10 protein-coding genes are annotated in these 16,222 nt (G+C 60.0%); 5 read left to right on the forward strand and 5 right to left on the reverse strand.

Annotated features, from left to right (window positions below; all coding sequences use genetic code 11):
- Positions 1-5 precede the first annotated feature (5 nt).
- Positions 6-3,500 carry a response regulator gene (locus JOE32_RS05230; protein ID WP_209982013.1) on the reverse strand — a complete coding sequence of 1,165 codons (3,495 nt, stop codon included), beginning with the start codon at positions 3,498-3,500 and terminating at the stop codon, positions 6-8.
- 274 nt (positions 3,501-3,774) lie between these two features.
- On the opposite strand from JOE32_RS05230, the gene JOE32_RS05235 reads away from it, so the two are divergent.
- The 3 genes from JOE32_RS05235 to JOE32_RS05245 all read left to right on the forward strand — a co-directional run bounded on the left by JOE32_RS05235 (position 3,775) and on the right by JOE32_RS05245 (position 9,501).
- The gene (locus JOE32_RS05235; protein ID WP_209982016.1) at positions 3,775-7,347 is read left to right on the forward strand and encodes a hypothetical protein; all 3,573 of its coding nucleotides are present in this window, start codon (positions 3,775-3,777) and stop codon (positions 7,345-7,347) included.
- A 252-nt stretch (positions 7,348-7,599) separates the two neighbouring features.
- Positions 7,600-7,965, forward strand: a complete 366-nt coding sequence (locus JOE32_RS05240) for a response regulator (protein WP_209982018.1) — start codon at positions 7,600-7,602, stop codon at positions 7,963-7,965.
- A 135-nt stretch (positions 7,966-8,100) separates the two neighbouring features.
- Positions 8,101-9,501 (forward strand): DUF1254 domain-containing protein, encoded by a 1,401-nt coding sequence (locus JOE32_RS05245; protein ID WP_209982021.1) that lies wholly within the window; start codon positions 8,101-8,103, stop codon positions 9,499-9,501.
- 5 nt (positions 9,502-9,506) lie between these two features.
- Here the strand turns inward: JOE32_RS05245 and JOE32_RS05250 are convergent, their stop codons facing one another.
- Both JOE32_RS05250 and JOE32_RS05255 read right to left on the reverse strand, forming a co-directional pair.
- The gene (locus JOE32_RS05250) at positions 9,507-10,001 is read right to left on the reverse strand and encodes a hypothetical protein (RefSeq protein WP_209982023.1); all 495 of its coding nucleotides are present in this window, start codon (positions 9,999-10,001) and stop codon (positions 9,507-9,509) included.
- 108 nt (positions 10,002-10,109) lie between these two features.
- Complete coding sequence (locus JOE32_RS05255; RefSeq protein ID WP_209982025.1) at positions 10,110-10,622, reverse strand: GNAT family N-acetyltransferase; 513 nt, start codon at positions 10,620-10,622, stop codon at positions 10,110-10,112.
- 177 nt (positions 10,623-10,799) lie between these two features.
- Between JOE32_RS05255 and JOE32_RS05260 the strand changes: the two genes are divergently transcribed.
- Positions 10,800-12,389 carry an alpha/beta hydrolase gene (locus tag JOE32_RS05260; RefSeq protein WP_209982028.1) on the forward strand — a complete coding sequence of 530 codons (1,590 nt, stop codon included), beginning with the start codon at positions 10,800-10,802 and terminating at the stop codon, positions 12,387-12,389.
- On the opposite strand, the gene JOE32_RS05265 is transcribed toward JOE32_RS05260, so the two are convergent.
- Both JOE32_RS05265 and JOE32_RS05270 read right to left on the reverse strand, forming a co-directional pair.
- A complete protein-coding gene (locus JOE32_RS05265) occupies positions 12,362-13,525 on the reverse strand; it encodes a glycerate kinase (RefSeq protein WP_209982030.1) in 1,164 nt (387 codons plus the stop codon). The genes JOE32_RS05260 and JOE32_RS05265 overlap by 28 nt on opposite strands.
- Before the next feature lie 91 nt (positions 13,526-13,616).
- On the reverse strand, positions 13,617-14,723 hold the full coding sequence (locus tag JOE32_RS05270; RefSeq protein ID WP_209982032.1) for a sugar diacid recognition domain-containing protein: 1,107 nt from the start codon (positions 14,721-14,723) through the stop codon (positions 13,617-13,619).
- Between the two features lie 160 nt (positions 14,724-14,883).
- Between JOE32_RS05270 and JOE32_RS05275 the strand changes: the two genes are divergently transcribed.
- On the forward strand, positions 14,884-16,194 hold the full coding sequence (locus JOE32_RS05275) for an MFS transporter (protein ID WP_209982035.1): 1,311 nt from the start codon (positions 14,884-14,886) through the stop codon (positions 16,192-16,194).
- The last annotated feature ends 28 nt before the right edge of the window (positions 16,195-16,222 follow it).

The raw sequence follows: 16,222 nt of genomic DNA on the forward strand, positions 1-16,222 counted from the left end.
TCCACTTAAATGCGTTCCATCTTCGGCAGCCACACGCGAATCAACGAGAACAGCCGGTCCAGGTCAATCGGTTTGGCCAGGTAGTCATTGGAGCCTGCGGCGAGGCAGCGCTCCTGATCGTCTTTCATGGCCTTGGCGGTGACCGCAATGATCGGCAACTTCTTCCAGCGCGGGTCCTGGCGGATCAACGCAGTGGCCTCGTAACCGTCCATCTCCGGCATCATCACGTCCATCAGCACCAGGTCGATGTCCTCGACTTCATCGAGCCGTTCGATGGCTTCGCGGCCGTTTCGGCCGATCACCACCACAGCGCCCTTGTGTTCCAGCGCACTGGTGAGGGCAAAGATATTGCGTACATCATCGTCCACCAGCAGGATCTTGCGGCCCTCGAACACCTTGTCGCGGCTGCGCGCGGTCTTGAGCATCGTCTGGCGCTCATGGGACAGCTGGGATTCGACTTTGTGCAGAAAGAGTGTGACCTCGTCCAGCAGACGTTCCGGCGAACGCGCGCCCTTGATGATGATCGAGCGCGAATACTTGCGCAGTTCGGCTTCTTCATCGCGGGTCAGGTTGCGCCCGGTGTAGACGATCACCGGCGGGAACGAACAGATATCTTCGGTGGCCATGCGCTTGAGCAGCTCGTTGCCGAGCATGTCCGGCAGCTTGAGGTCGATGATCATGCAGTCATAGATATGATCGCGCAGCAGGTCCAGGGCTTGCTGGGCAAAGCCCACGGCAGTGATCTCGATGTCATCGTCGCCGATCAGGCGGGCAATGCTGTCGCGTTGCAGGTCGTCGTCTTCCACCAGCAGCACACGCTTGACCTTCTGCGTCAGCTTGGCCTCCAGACGCGCGAACACATCCTTGAGCTCTTCACGGGTGGTGGGTTTGACCGCATAGCCGATGGCACCCATGTGCATCGCCGCTTCGACGCGGTCTTCCACGGAAATCACGTGCACCGGGATGTGGCGGGTGCCGGCGTTCTGCTTGAGGCGCTGCAGCACGGTGAGACCGGAATGGTCCGGCAGGCGCATGTCGAGCAGGATCGCGTCGGGAATGAGTTCTGCCGCCAGGCTGTAGCCTTCGTCCGCGCCATGGGCCACCAGGCAGTGGTAGCCCAGTTCATGCGCCAGATCGAAGAGGATCCGCGCAAAATTGGGCTCGTCTTCCACTACGAGGATGCAGCGGGTGGTGAACGGCGCCTTGTCGCGGTCGTCGGCAAAGCGCGGGATCTGGCTGGTATCGGCCACCGGCAGCGGCGAGACCTTGACCGGCGCAGGCGCGGCCGCCAGCGGCTGGCGCGCCTGCTCTGCCAGCGGCGCATCGGCCTCGCGCTCCACGTAGTGCTCAGGCAAGACCAGGGTGAACACGCTGCCCTTGCCCGGCTCGCTGGTCACGCTGATATAACCGCCGAGCAACGCGGCCAGGTCGCGGGAAATCGACAGGCCCAGGCCGGTGCCGCCGTAACGGCGGTTGGTGGTGCCGTCGGCCTGGCGGAAGGCTTCGAAGATGCTTTCCTGCTGGTCCGGCGCAATGCCGATGCCCGAATCGCGCACGGTAAAGGCAATGCCCGCATCCTGCGCACGGGACACCGACAGGCTGACCTCACCCTGCTCGGTAAACTTGACCGCGTTGGACAGCAGGTTCTTGAGGATCTGCTCCAGGCGCTGGCGGTCGGTAAACAGCATGGCCGGCGCACCGGGCTGTACATCCACCTGAAAACCCAGCTTGCGGTCGGCGGCCAGCGGCTCGAACATCCCGCGCAAACCCTCGACCAGACGCGCCACGCTGGACGTTTCCGGACGCACTTCCAGCTTGCCGGCTTCGACCTTGGAGATGTCGAGGATGTCGTTGATCAGGTTCAGCAGGTCGTTGCCCGCCGAATAGATCGACTCAGCGAACTTGACCTGTTCGGCACTGAGGTTTTCCTGAGGGTTCTCGGCCAGCAACTTGGCCAGGATCAGCGAGCTGTTGAGCGGCGTACGCAGTTCGTGGGACATGTTGGCGAGGAATTCGGACTTGTATTTGCTCGAACGCTGCAACTCGTCGGCGCGGTCTTCGAGTTCAAGCTGGGCCTGGTTGAGTTCGATGTTCTTGCGGTCCATGGCGTCGCGCTGCTCGGACAGGGTCTGGGTCTGCTCGGCCAACTGCTCGTTGGTCTGCTCCAGCTCCGCCTGCTGGGTTTCCAGATGGGCCTGGGACTCCTTGAGGATGCGTGACTGTTCTTCGAGCTCTTCGTTGGCGGTCTTGAGTTCTTCCTGCTGCACTTGCAGCTCTTCGTTGAGCTGCTGGGTCTCGGCGAGCACTTCCTGCAGGCGCTGACGGTAGCGCGCAGCTTCGATGGAGGTGCCGATATTGCCGGCGATCAGTTCCAGCAGCTCGACGTCGCGTTCATCCAGGGGGCGCAGGAAACCCAGTTCGATCACACCGTTGACACGGTCCTCGTCGCTGGTCGGCACCACCAGTACGCTGCGCGTCGAGCCCTCGCCCAGCCCGGAGCTGACCTTGAAGTAATCCACCGGCACATCGTCCAGGCGAATCAGGCGATCAAGCTGGGCGGCCTGCCCAACGATGCCTTCGTCGCTGTAGATCGACTGTTCGTGCTGTTCCTGCTCGCGTGAGAAACCATAAGTGGCCACACGCTTGAGACCCCCGTGCTCCTGACGCACGTACAACGCAGCCACGGCAGAGCCCATGTATTGAGCGAAGAACTGCAGGATATTGCGGCCGAGCATGTTCAGGGTCAGTTGGCCGAGGACCTGCTCGGCCAGTTCGGTCTGGCCGTTGCGCAGCCAGGCCTGTTGCTCAAGACGCCGCGCAATCTTCTGTTGCGACGCGAGGTTTGCGCTGTAGCTATCTGATAACGCTACCAAATTCCTGCGGCCGATATAGGCAAGAAAACCGCTCAGCCCCAATACGAATGTCAGGTACAGCGCAACGCTGACAATGGTGGTACGGGTGACGTCCTTGTTGCGCGCGATTCGGAACTGCTGCTCCATCGCCACCGCATCCGCGTATTCCTGGCGGATCGCATCGGTGAGGCCCTTGCCCCGACCGGCCTTGACCGCCGAGCGGTAGTCACCGCTGTTGCGCTGCAGGTCGATCATCGACTGGGCGTACTTGTTCCACTCGCCCTGCATCGCTTCCAGGCGTTTGAGGCGGTCCACCTGCTGCGGGTTATCCGCCACCAGCTCCTGCAAGTTACGCAGGTCGCCAATGATGCGCGGCTTGGCCACTTCGTAGGGGTCGAGAAAATGCTCGTCGCCGGTGATCAGAAAGCCACGCAGGCCGGTTTCCAGATCCACTGTCAGTTTCGACGACTCATTGAGGTTGTTGATGACCCGGTCGGTGTGCTCCACCCACTGGATCACCGACAGCAGATAGGTGATCAGGCAGACGAAAAACACCGCGCTGAGTACGCCGACGCTTAAGGGTAACGCGACGTTTCGGCCCAGCAGGGTACGGAAGCTCTTTTCATCGACGGATGACGCAGGAGTCATGGGCATGCCTTGGCCAATACGGAAAAACCGGGAGTTTGCCCGAATATCGGGTGCCGAGGCTATGTTTGTGCGCTGATTTGACGCAACAGTACGGGCTCGATGCATAAATCCCACACCTCTTACCGCCAGTTTCGCCAGCTTACTTACAATTTTTTTTACAGATCGACGCAGCGAAGTTGGAACGTCAGTGCATCGATCCGGCACTCATGGCTGCGCCTCAGGAACAGGGAGATCCAACGTAAAGGCGTCCTTCTGACAGACCGGGGTATTTCGAATGAGCATCACCCGCGTAGCGCATCGACCGATGAACCTTGTCACCGAAGCACCTGAGCCGGGTGCAAAAAAAGCGGGTGCGGTAACAGCGAACCCATCTCCCCGGGACCGTTCGTCCTCGGTTGCGACACCTGCCGTCAAAACCGTGCAGCAATTGCTGGCGGACCAACAGGATATGTTCAGTTTGGCCGATAAACTAAGGGGCCTGACAACCTGGGTGGATCACAAGTTTTCCTACCAGTTGAACAGCGATGTCGTGCTTCCCTATGTAGGTTCTTCCTACGCTCTGGCGCGCACCACTCCCCCGACCCTGGCTACCGTCATCACCGACCTTGGCTATGACTTGCCGCAGAACGTCGTTGAAGCCAAAGCGCTGGCAGACATATTGGAGAAAAAAGCGTCGGTGCTCCTCCTGGGGGATTTCGGTGGCGCGCTGTCCTGGCCGATACCGATGGCGCAAACTGACCAGTACCGCATCGCCCAATTCCTGCTTTCCAGCGAGACGGGGCTGCCGGGTTTACCGTTGTCCACTGACAGGGGTGTGCTGGATTATTTATTGATTGGCAGCTCGGTGACACACGATGATTTGAAAGGCCCCGCCACCATGGCCATGCAGAAATTGCTCGACAGCCCAAACGCCCTGGCGCTGGGGCAAGCCCTCCAGGCGCACCTGGGGGGTGTGGCGTCGGACACCAGTATTTACGACTATATATTGGCGGCGATTCACCTTCGGCTGGATCCGGAATCTTCTCTAAAAAAAATTCGCAACCACACCGCGCACTTTGATCTGTTACGTCCCGAGCATTGGGGCCTCGCCCCGTCGCACGTCGTCAGCGAACTGAGCCGTCATCTTGTCGACAATGGACGGGCTGCACCGTATTCAGCCACGCTCGCGACTCACCTTTTACTGGCCTCCAGTGCACCGCAATTTCTGGTTAAAGACATTCCAGGCGGCGTCACCGTAGGCTCTGCCATGTGGGCGCAGTTGACGATTGCCGCAGCCAGGATCGAGGCGCAGACGCCGGGTCGGGTGCAGAACATGACCTACGCAGAGGTTATCGCTCAAGCTGAGTCAATAGCGGCTGACACTTACACCAGTCAATTGGCTCAACGCGGCGCCCTGATCGATTGGGCCGTAGCCAATGGAGTGCTGAAGCCCAGCGAAACCGAACATTCTGCGGCCGAGATACAACAGGCCAGGATCGCCTATAACGATCAACTCAGCGCGCTGGTGAAGTCTTCGTCATTACTGGAGACGCCCGTGCCCAGTCGAAAGGACATCGCGCTGGAATACCTGAAAGCTGAATTTCCTCAGGTGGATCCTTCCGTCTTTGAAATCAGGAATTTGCAAATACGCGACCAGAACGCACTCCGCGTTTACCCCGCTTATCTTACGCGACGCTCGATGCTTGATATCGTGATGGAGGGCAAACCGCTCGACAAGCATCACGTATGGGTCACGCCGGATAGGCGAATTCCGATCGCCTCGTTCAACACTTACTTAAAAACCAAAAAACATACTGAGGTCAAAAAGTTATTCGACACTCATTATGAAGCCGCCATGAAATCGCTGGGTGACGGCCACCATGAACTTGTCAAGCAGCTGGTATCCAACTTGCCACTGGCTGACCGCAGGAATTTTGAACAGGGCGACGTGAAATTTTTTCACACCAGCGACTACAAAATTGCACTCGATTTCACTTCACCGCTCGAACTGGTACATCGTGCGCGCACGATGCATGTAAAGACTACGCTCAACGGCGAGGTCAACGTGTATGAAATCGACTCCAGCACAGGGACCATTGAAAAAAAGGAACACCTGATTCGCAGACTCAGCGAGCCCTATACCGCTGAGAAGATGGATTCCAGAGCCGCGAATCTCATTACTCGAATGTCCGTGCTGAACCCTTACAACGGTGCTCGAGACAGCGAAACGACAGAGAAGCCCGTTACCGCTCAAACGCCCGACAGCTATCGCTCCAAGCGCACCGACTTTATTGCCGACATGTACGTCAAAGCGCTCGCGCTGGATGGCGAGGAGCTGTTGAACCACGCCAGAGGTATTACGTCCTTCGACAAAGGTCGGGCGCTAGGTAGCGTGATTGATGAGTTTTTTCTCAACCTGATTCCGTTTCGATCGGCTATCAATAATTTTCTGCAAGGCAACACCCTTGACGGGGTCGGTGATCTGGCTATTGACGCGTTCGGACTGCTCACGCTGGGTGCGGGCAAGGCGGCGCAAGCGGTAAAAGTCTTTGGCAAGGGCATGTCGGGTTTGAACGCCGCTGCCAAGGCAACCAAAGCGGTAAAGTTTATTGGCGCGGCTGCTATTGAGTTTATTAATCCCGTGGGCGGGGTGGGCGACGTGTTGGTGGGAGGAGCCAAGCTGGTTGGAAGAGGGCTTGCCAAGGGGGCCGATGTGGTCACCGCGCTCAGGGGCGCAAGTGGCAGTTACGATGCGCTCAAAGCAGCCAGTAAACATAATCGCATCGTTGCAACCGGCACCTTCAAGCTGGCAGACGAGGTTGTCCAAGGCGGTGCAGTGTTTGAAAACCGTAAATGGTACTCGTTGGACCCGGTCATTGGTCCTTATGGAACGGCGTTGGCGAACTTCAAACCGGTAACGGTCGCCGCCAACGGTGAGATAAACGGCAACTGGATTAATTGGTTGACCGCTGTTGTGGCTCCAACCCCGAGAACGCCCCACATTTCTGATGTCCTCAGAGACACCTTGGCAAAGGCCAAGGCTAATGACCTTGCCGCCTTCACCCGAGGTCATGATGCTGGCAACATCGAAAACATCCCTGGGTATTACAGTTCCATGAATGTTTCGGATCTCAAGGAGTTGACCGTCAGTTCGGGGCGCACGGCCGAAGAGATCGGTTCGTTGGCCAAAGTGATAGAAACCAGAATGGTGCGCAATAGCCTTGAAAGCGCGAGAATCTTCAGCGAGCAAATCGCGGCCGCAGGTGGCAAAGCCACGCTGATGCCGCAAAACTTCTACCTGAGCCAAGGGGATCTGGCATCAAACGGCGAATGCGCGGCCTTGGTCAATACCATGGCCATAGCCATTCAGAATGGGCGCCAACAGACGTTGATCGATAATTTTTTCAAAGCGAGCATTAAGACCAATGATTCCAAAGTCCTCGCGTTTCGCAAACAACTGAACGAGATGCATCAGATCGTTCGCGACCATTTTCATGGTGTTCAACCCGTGTCCCAAATGTCACACATTGACATCGGCGCTACCCTGAGCAAAGCAACCCCGCCCTGCATGATGAGGGTCGCTACGCAAAATCACGGTCTGCTCGCGGGGGCCATGTTGAATAGCAACGGCCAGAAGGAGTGGTTTTTCTTTGACCCCAATTTCGGCCTGGCGACGTTCACCAGCGAAGCCACAATGCAGCGCGGAATAGAGGTCTGCCTGAATAGCGGAAGAACAGCAGGCACACTGAGCCCTGTCGCCATTACCAGCGGCAGGCCGCAATTCAATGTCAGCCTTTTCAATGAGTCTGACTTTCTAATGACAGTGCCCTATAACAACCCGTATGCGCTGTTCAACGCGGCTCTTTGAGCCAGGGCTCACACATTCGTGCAAGAGGGTTTCAACGCCGGGCGTTCTGTACGCCTCCAGCGACTTCAAGGCGGGTCGCAACCCCTCGGCAGTCAAACGTATGAGTAAACCAGCACGCTGACGGGACATTCGGCGTGCCTAAGGTCACAATGCCAGCCATTCATTTTGAACTTGCTGGCATTGTTATCACTCACTACCGGGTTAGCTTCTGCCTCGTCACGTTCAGCCCCTCACTTTTCAGGAATGCTCATTATGTCCTCCACCTCCTCCACCATCCTTGTAGTAGAAGACGACAACATCGTGCGCATGCTGATCGTCGATGTACTCGAAGAGTTGGAGTTCACTGTGCTGGAGGCTGCTGACGCCGAACAGGCACTGGCATTTGCGCAGAATCGCGATGAGGTCATCAGCCTGATGATGACCGACGTCGGCCTGCCGGACATGGACGGCAAGCAACTGGCAACCAAAGTACGTGAGTTGCGCCCCGAACTGCCGATCCTGTTTGCCAGCGGCTACGCCGACAATATCGATGTGCCCCCCGGCATGCAGGTGATTGGCAAACCGTTCTCGATCGATCAGTTGCGCGACAAGGTCAAGTCCATGCTCCCCGCAGCCTGATACCTGCCCCTCGCCTTATCCATTTGCTCAGTTCAGTGTGCGTGCAGGGATTTACGTGACGTTTGCCCAATAAAACGGGAAACTCGTCGCCTTCATCTCCCGTCAGTCAAAAGAACTCTGGAAGGACGCAACAACATGATCGGAAAACCTGCGCGCCTGGTGCTGGCGAGCCTCTCCCTCCTCATGAGTACCGGCGCATGGGCCGACTTCACGGCGACGCCGGCGCAAGCGCGGGCGATCGCCAAGGAAGCCTACCTGTATGGCTTCCCGGTGGTGCAAATGTACAAAACGCTCTACACCCAGGCGGTGGACAAGGGCGGCGTCAACTACAAGGCACCGTTCAACCAGATCGGCAATGCCGCGCAGGTGGTGACGCCCAGGGACGCTGCGTTCCCCAGCCCGAACGCAGATACGCCCTACTCCTTCGTATGGATGGACCTGCGCAGGGAACCGCTGGTACTGACCCTGCCCAAAATCGAAGACGACCGCTATTACTCGGTGCAGTTGATCGACCTGTATACGCAGAACTTCGCCTACCTGGGCACCCGCAGCACGGGTAACAACGGCGGTCACTACATGATCGCCGGGCCTGACTGGAAAGGTCAGCAGCCGGTGGACGTCGACCGAGTGCTCTACAGCGAGAGCAATATCGCCTACGCCCTCTACCGCACGCAGTTGTTCGATGAAAAGGACCTGAACAAGGTCAGGCAGATCCAGGAAGGCTACAAGGTGCAGGCGCTGAGCAGCTATGTGAAACAGGCCGCGCCGCCCAAGGTTGCAAAGGTCGAGTGGCCCAAGCCGATGGCGACCATGACCGAGGGCCCGCAGCTGTTTCGCTATCTGAACTTCATGCTGGCCTTTGCCGCGCCCCAGGACAGTGAAAAGGAGATGCTCGCGCGCTTTGCCACCATCGGCATCGCCCCCGGCGCGCCGTTCAAGGTCAAACAGTTGACGGCTGAGCAACGCAAGGCGCTGGAAGACGGCATCGCCGACGCCAAGGCCGAGTTCGCTGCGTTCAAGAAAGACAAAATCGAGACCCGTCAGGTCACCAGCGCAGACCTCTACGGCAGCCGCGACCACCTGCAGAACAATTACCTGTACCGCTACGCCGGTGCCGAAACGGGCTTGTTCGGCAACTCGAGTGATGAAGCGGCCTACTTCAAATACGTCGTCGACAGCGAAGGCAAACCGGCCAACGGTGCACGTCACAGCTACACGGTGCATTTTGCCAAGAACCAGTTGCCGCCCGCCGATGCGTTCTGGTCACTGACGATGTACGACGCCAAAACCCGCTTGCTGGTGCCGAACCACAAGAAGCGCTACCTGATCAATTCACGCATGCTGCCCGCCCTCAAGCGCGACGCTGACGGTGGCCTGACCCTGGCGCTGCAGCACCACGAACCACCGAAGGCCGAACAGAGCAACTGGCTGCCGGCGCCACCAGGCCCGTTCTATGCGGTACTGCGGGTGTACCTGCCCAAACCTGAAGTGGGTAATGGGCAATGGAAACTGCCTCCATTGACGCCGTTGAAATAGACGCTTCAGGCGCGTTCGCGGGGAATCAGGCTTTGTAGCTGCGATGCCAGAAAGTTGGCATCGAAGGCATAGGTGTCCGGGTCTTTCAGGCCATTGGTTTTCTTCCATAGCCAATCGTTTTTGTCCGCCGGCAGCACCAGCGATATGCTGCCATGGCGCGTCGCGGTCAGGCCCGTCACCGCCACGGAGATCAACCCGCCCGCTCCCATTACATCCGGCACGAACTCTACGGTTTTGCCGGTGATTAGCACAGTGAGCTTTTCGGTGTTGAAGGCCGATGCCTGTGCAGCTGCGCTCGGGCCGCTGGCGACGTAGGCTTCACGGCTCACCTCCAGCAATCCGGCGCGCTTTACCGGTTCCAGCCACTGTTCAATCAGTTGGAACAGCTCGCCGAGTTTGTGCGCCCAGCGCGCCGACTGCACATCGAACAGCTGTTTTTTACGCGCTTCGCTATCAGCGTAGTGACGAAGCATCTCGCCCAATTGGTGTACATCGTCCATTTCGGAAATCCTTGGGTGAACCAAGTTGCGAAGCCCGATCATGGCAGATGCGCCCACATGGCGTACGGCTTAAAAACTGTTCGGGGCATTTGGTCGGCTGTTTGCGGATCAGATCGAGCTGCGCAGACGCGCCATGCTCAATGTATCGACAAACACACCGTCACGCAGGGCGTAGTCGCGCAGGCGCCCTTCCACCTCGAAGCCGAACTTGCGGTACAGGTGATGCGCGGCTTCGTTGTCGGCATACACCGTCAGTTCCACCCGGTGCAGGTTCATCCAGTTGTCGGCCACGTCCAGCGCGGCCGCCAGCAGCCGGGAGCCCACTCCCTTGCCTTGCCAGGCCGTCGCCACGCCCATGCCGAACGAACCGACGTGGCTCTGGCGCACCCGCAGGTACTGCTCCAGGCCAAGTTGGCCAACCACCTCGCCGCCATGCAGCGCAACCAGCTGGAGTCGGCGCTCGTTATCCAGCACCAGACGTTTGCGCCAGGCTTCGACCGACTGGAAGGGCATCTGCAGCACCTGCCTGCACACCGCCGGCTCGTTATAGAGGGCGGTGACGCCTTCCAGATGGGCCTCGGTGAAGCGCTGGATCACGATCGGGGTTTCAGGCGCATGCATTGTGTTTCATCCTTTGAAAGACACATGGCCGCCCAGTGTAGGGCGCAAGTCGGCGCAAAGGAAAGTGCCGTACGTTCCCGGAGCCTGCCGGTAACAAGCGCTGTGTTTTCCTACATTCACGGCCAGACCGACCTTGTAATACTCCCGGCCATCCAACCACAGCCGGGTCTTCAAACAGTGAGCAAGCAACGAACAGTATTGGGCAGCCTTATTATCATTGCGCTAATGACCAGCGGAGCCTGTGCGACCAGAAAACAGGCGGAAAATATTCGATGGCTCCCCGACTGCGACGCACGGCCTATCCGCGGCCTGGACCCGGAAGTCGTTGCCAGAACACAGTGCGGCATCGTCCGCGTGCCGTTGAATCACCTGAAACCTTCGCTCGGCACCCTCGACCTGGATATCACGCGGGTGACCGCGCGCCAGCCAGGCAAGCGAGAAGGCGCGATATTCACCAACCCGGGCGGCCCCGGTGCTGAAGCAGACGGCTTTGCGGTGCTGCTGGCTTCAATCTGGAAAAACTACGGCGAAAAGCCCGACGGCGAGGCGTATCGGCATCTGACCGACACCTTTGACGTTATCGGTCTCACGCCCCGGGGAATGGGCAGCACGAAAGATTCGCAGCTGGTGTGCCAATCCGATGAGCTGATCGTCGCGCACAACGACATCACTGAAGACCGCAGCCCCGCCAACCTGATGGCCCTGCAACACAACGCCGCCGTACTGGCCCGTGGCTGCGCCAGTCAGCGCCTGGCGCCCTATATCAATACCGCTCAGACTGCGCGTGACATGGAGTTCGTGCGCGTTTTACTCAAGGAGAAAAAGCTCAATTATTTGGGTAATTCCTACGGCACCTGGCTGGGCGCCTGGTATGCGGGACTGTTCCCCGAGCACGTTGGTCGCATGGTGCTCGATTCGAACACGGACTGGACATCGACTTTCCAGGACGCCTCATTAATCCAGGCGCCAGAGAAGGAAAAGATATTCGAACGTTTTGTTGCGCAGCCCGCCGCCCGCCGCCCGCAGGTCTATCAGATGGGCAACGATCCCAAGGCCATACGTGACATTTTCCTCGAACTGTTACCCGAGGTCCGCGCGGCACTGCGTTCGGACAATGAGCTTTACAGTTCTGCAGAGTATCTGATGGCAGCACGCTTGCTCAGTCAATGGTTGCGAGAAACGCCCGACACCAATGACACCCACCTTCTGTCCAGGGCACGCACCCACCGATTCAGCCCGGACACCGAGGTGGATCAGTCTGCTAAAAGTGCGTTCATGCACTTGCTTACGCTCATCCGCAACCCTGAACCCTGGAATGGTCTGGCACCCGGTCCGCTGAAGCTCACGCCGACGGCCTCTGTACGCAGCACGGTGTTATGCAATGACACACCAGCGGCGGGCGAGGCATTCTGGGCCGACAAGGGCAACCGCTACGCCACCCAGTACCCGGTGGGCGGCAGCTTTTTCCAGGCCGCGCACTGCGCTGGGTGGAGTGTTCAACCATTGAACGGTGTTCCCGTGAAAAACCTGAAGCACGTGCACAGCATCCTGATGGTCCAGGCCGAATTTGACGACCAGACACCGGCAGCGGGCGCGTTGAAAGCCTTCAAAAGCTTGCCCAACACCCACATGACGTTGCTCAAGGGCAGCTATCAGCATGGTGTGTCTTTTTCCGACAGCAGCGCCTGCGTCAATAAGAGTGTCGGTGATTACCTGGCATACGGACGCAAGCCTGAACGTTATCTGATCTGCTTCGGTGCAGATTGAACCGGCGCCGCCAGTCGCCACACCCGTGCGATATCCGATGCGCGCTCGCGCAACAGGCGTGGCGCCTCGCTGCAGGCCTGCTCCAGGCTCATGGGTCCTGACGGCAAGGCAAAGGCTGCGTCCACGCCGTGGGCATACATCTGCGCATAGCCATCACCCAGGGTGCCGGCGATCACGATCACCGGCACGCTGTGCTGTTGGGCAATGCGTGCCACCCCAAACGGCGTTTTGCCGCGCAGGGTCTGCGCGTCGAAGCGGCCCTCCCCGGTGATGACCAGGTCGGCGCCGCACACGGCGGCGTCCAGGCCGACCAGTTCGGCGACTACCTCCACTCCCGCCCGAAACTGCGCCCCCAGGAATGCCTTGGCGGCAAAGCCCAGGCCGCCGGCGGCGCCGCTGCCGGGCTCGTCGCGCACGTCGGTGGCCAGCACGCTGGCGCAGTGGTCGGCGAAATGACCGAGCGCGGCGTCCAGGTATTGGACTTGCCGGGGATTGGCGCCTTTCTGCGGACCAAAAATCGCCGAAGCGCCGTGCGGGCCGCACAGCGGGTTGTTCACGTCGGCGGCGATTTCAAAACGCACCTGTGCCAGGCGCGAGTCAAGGTTGTCCAGGCCGATATGCGCCAACTGCGCCAATGCCAGGCCGCCGGGGGGCAATTGTTGGCCTGCCGCGTCGAACAGTTGCACACCAAGGGCTTGCATCGCCCCGGCGCCGCCATCATTGGTCGCACTGCCGCCGATGGCCAGGATGATGCGCCGCGCGCCGAGATCCAGTGCGGCGCGGATCAATTCCCCCGTGCCGTAAGTGGTGCTGGAGCAGGCGTCGCGCTGGCCCGGCGCGACCAGTTGCAGGCCGCTGGCCTCGGCCATTTCGATGATGGCCGTGTGGCTGTCGGCCAGCCAGCCCCAACGGGCTTCAACCGTGCCGCCCAATGGCCCTCGAACCGTCTGGCTGCGCAACTCGCCGTTGCACGCAGCCAGCACGGCATCGACCGTGCCTTCACCGCCGTCCGCCATCGGACATTGAACCAGCTCGGCAGTCGGCCAGACCTGAGCCAGCCCTTCGGCAATGGCCTGGGCCACGCCTGCAGCACTCAGGCTGTCCTTGAACGAGTCAGGGGCGATGATGATTTTCATGGGCGTTCTCCGGTTTTTATAACGCCCATGCTGCCAGTTGCCACCGGTCATGACGCCTGTCCGATGCACAAGTGCGGCGCAGGTTTGTTGTTCATTGTGACAATGGCTGGGGCAACAGTTGCACACCCAGATACAGCGCGAGCATGCCGTCCAGGGTCAGCGGGTCAACGCCGCTGAGTTCGGCGATACGCTCCATGCGGTAGCGCAGGCTGTTGCGGTGGATGCCCAGGGCGTCGGCACAGGCCTGGCTCTGCCCGTCGTGTTCGCACCAACTGCGCAGCGTGGCCAGCAACTGGCCATTGTTGTCCCTGGCCAGCACCTGGCGCAGCGGGTTGAGCAGCTCATCCAGCGCGTCTTCGTGGCGATGGCGCCAGAGCATCACCGGCAGGCGGTAGCGGTTGAGGGTAAGAACGCGCGATTGCGGCAGCACATCGCGGCCGTAGGCGAGCAGATCGCCGACGCGGCGGTAACAACGACGCAATGCGGCCAGCCCCTCGGCCTGCCCGCCAATGGCCACGCGCAGGACGTTCCAGCCCAGACCGTCGAGTTTTTCCAGCAGGCGTGGATTATCCACCGGCACGGCGGCGGGCCGGCACCACAGCAGTGAGGATGGCGCCGAACTCACGCACCAGCTGTCCGGGTAGCGTGAGGCCAGCCAGGCACTCAAGTCCTGAGCCGATTGCCCGGCCCCCAGCTCAAACAGGTACGGCATGCGCGCCGCTTGCGGCTTGAGGCCCAGGCGTTGCGCCTCATCCACCAGGCGCGGCGAGTCGCCGTTGTCGGCCAACAGCAGCGCCAGCAGGTCATCGCAGCGCTGACGTCGCCATTGTTGCTCGATTTGCTGATGACGATGGCTCACCAGCATTTCGGCGGTCATGCGCACCAGTTCGGCGTAAGTGCGCAACCCTTGCGGCTCGCCGGTGATGCCGAGCACGCCGATCAGGCGCTGATCATGCAGCAGCGGCAGATTGATGCCCGGTTGCACGCCCTTGAGGTGCTTGGCGGTCTGCGTGTCAATCTCCACCACGCGGCCGTTGGCCAGCACCAGCTGCGCGCCTTCGTGACGGGTGTTGATGCGTTCCGGCTCGCCGCTGCCAAGGATCAGGCCCTGACTGTCCATGACATTGACGTTATAGGGCAGGATCGCCATGGTGCGATCGACGATATCCTGTGCCAGGTCATGATCAAGCTCGAACATGGGACTGTTTTCCTTGAAAGCGAGGTTGTTCATCGGCACAGCGCAGCGCATGCTTGACTGTGCGCGGGCACAAAGACAGCAGCCTGCCCGTTGGCCGAGACTCGTTGGGCGATCAACGTTACCTGCGCATCGCAAAAAATCATAATAAAGAGAGACCGCCATGTCCCAGAGCGCCGCTGCAGCACCGGCCACCGATGACGCAAAAAACGCGATCTACAAGCGCGTCACCCTGCGCCTGATCCCCTTCATCTTCATCTGCTATCTGTTCAACTACCTCGACCGGGTCAACGTCGGCTTTGCCAAGCTGCAGATGCTCGACGCGTTGAAGTTCAGTGAAACCGTGTACGGCCTGGGGGCCGGGATCTTCTTTATCGGCTACGTGCTGTGCGGCGTGCCGAGCAACCTGGCGCTGACGCGGTTCGGCCCGCGGCGCTGGATCGCACTGATGATGATCGTGTGGGGCACGCTGTCGACCTGCCTGCTGTTCGTCACCACGCCCACGCATTTCTACACCCTGCGTCTGTTTACCGGCGCCGCCGAAGCGGGCTTCTTTCCGGGCGTGGTGCTGTACCTTTCGCAGTGGTTCCCGACCTTCCGCCGGGGGCGCATCATGGCCTTGTTCATGTCGGCAATCCCAGTGTCCGGCCTGCTTGGCAGCCCCTTTTCCGGCTGGATCCTCAACCATTTCGCCGCCGGCCAGGGCGGCCTTGCGGGCTGGCAGTGGATGTTCCTGTTGCAGGGCGTTCCCACTGTAATACTCGGCGCCCTCGCCTACTTCCTGCTCAGCGACAGCTTTGCCCATGCCAAGTGGCTGACGCCCCACGAGCGTGCGGTGCTGGAGGCCGACCAGGCCACAGACCTGGCGAACAAGCCGAAAACCAGCACCGATTCGCTGGCTGAGGTGTTCAAGAACCCAGTCATCTGGGCGTTCGGCCTGATCTACTTCTGTATCCAGAGCGGTGTTTACGCGATCAACTTCTGGCTGCCGTCGATCATCAAGAACCTGGGATTCAGCGATAACCTGGTGATTGGCTGGCTGAGCGCGATTCCTTATCTGCTGGCGGCGGTGTTCATGCTGCTGGTGGGGCGTTCCGCCGATTTGCGCAAGGAGCGGCGCTGGCACCTGGTGGTGCCGATGCTGATGGGCGCCATCGGCCTGGTGATTGCGGTGAATTTCGCCAGCACGCCGGCAATCGCGATCCTCGGCCTGAGCATTGCGACCATGGGCGCCCTTACCGGCCTGCCAATGTTCTGGCCGGTGCCCACCGCCATGCTCAGTGCAGGCGCGGCGGCGGGCGGCCTGGCGTTGATCAACTCCATGGGCCAGATGGCTGGCTTCCTCAGCCCGTATATCGTCGGCTTTGTGAAGGATGCCACCGGGTCCACGGATATGGCGTTGTACCTGCTGGCGGCGGTGATTGTGGCGGGCAGTGTGCTGGCTTTGCGCATGACCCGCAGCCTGAAGGCCTGAGCCGGCCGGGAGCCGTCAAAAAACGCCC

The organism is Pseudomonas sp. PvP025, from assembly GCF_017832155.1.
Taxonomy (GTDB): domain Bacteria; phylum Pseudomonadota; class Gammaproteobacteria; order Pseudomonadales; family Pseudomonadaceae; genus Aquipseudomonas.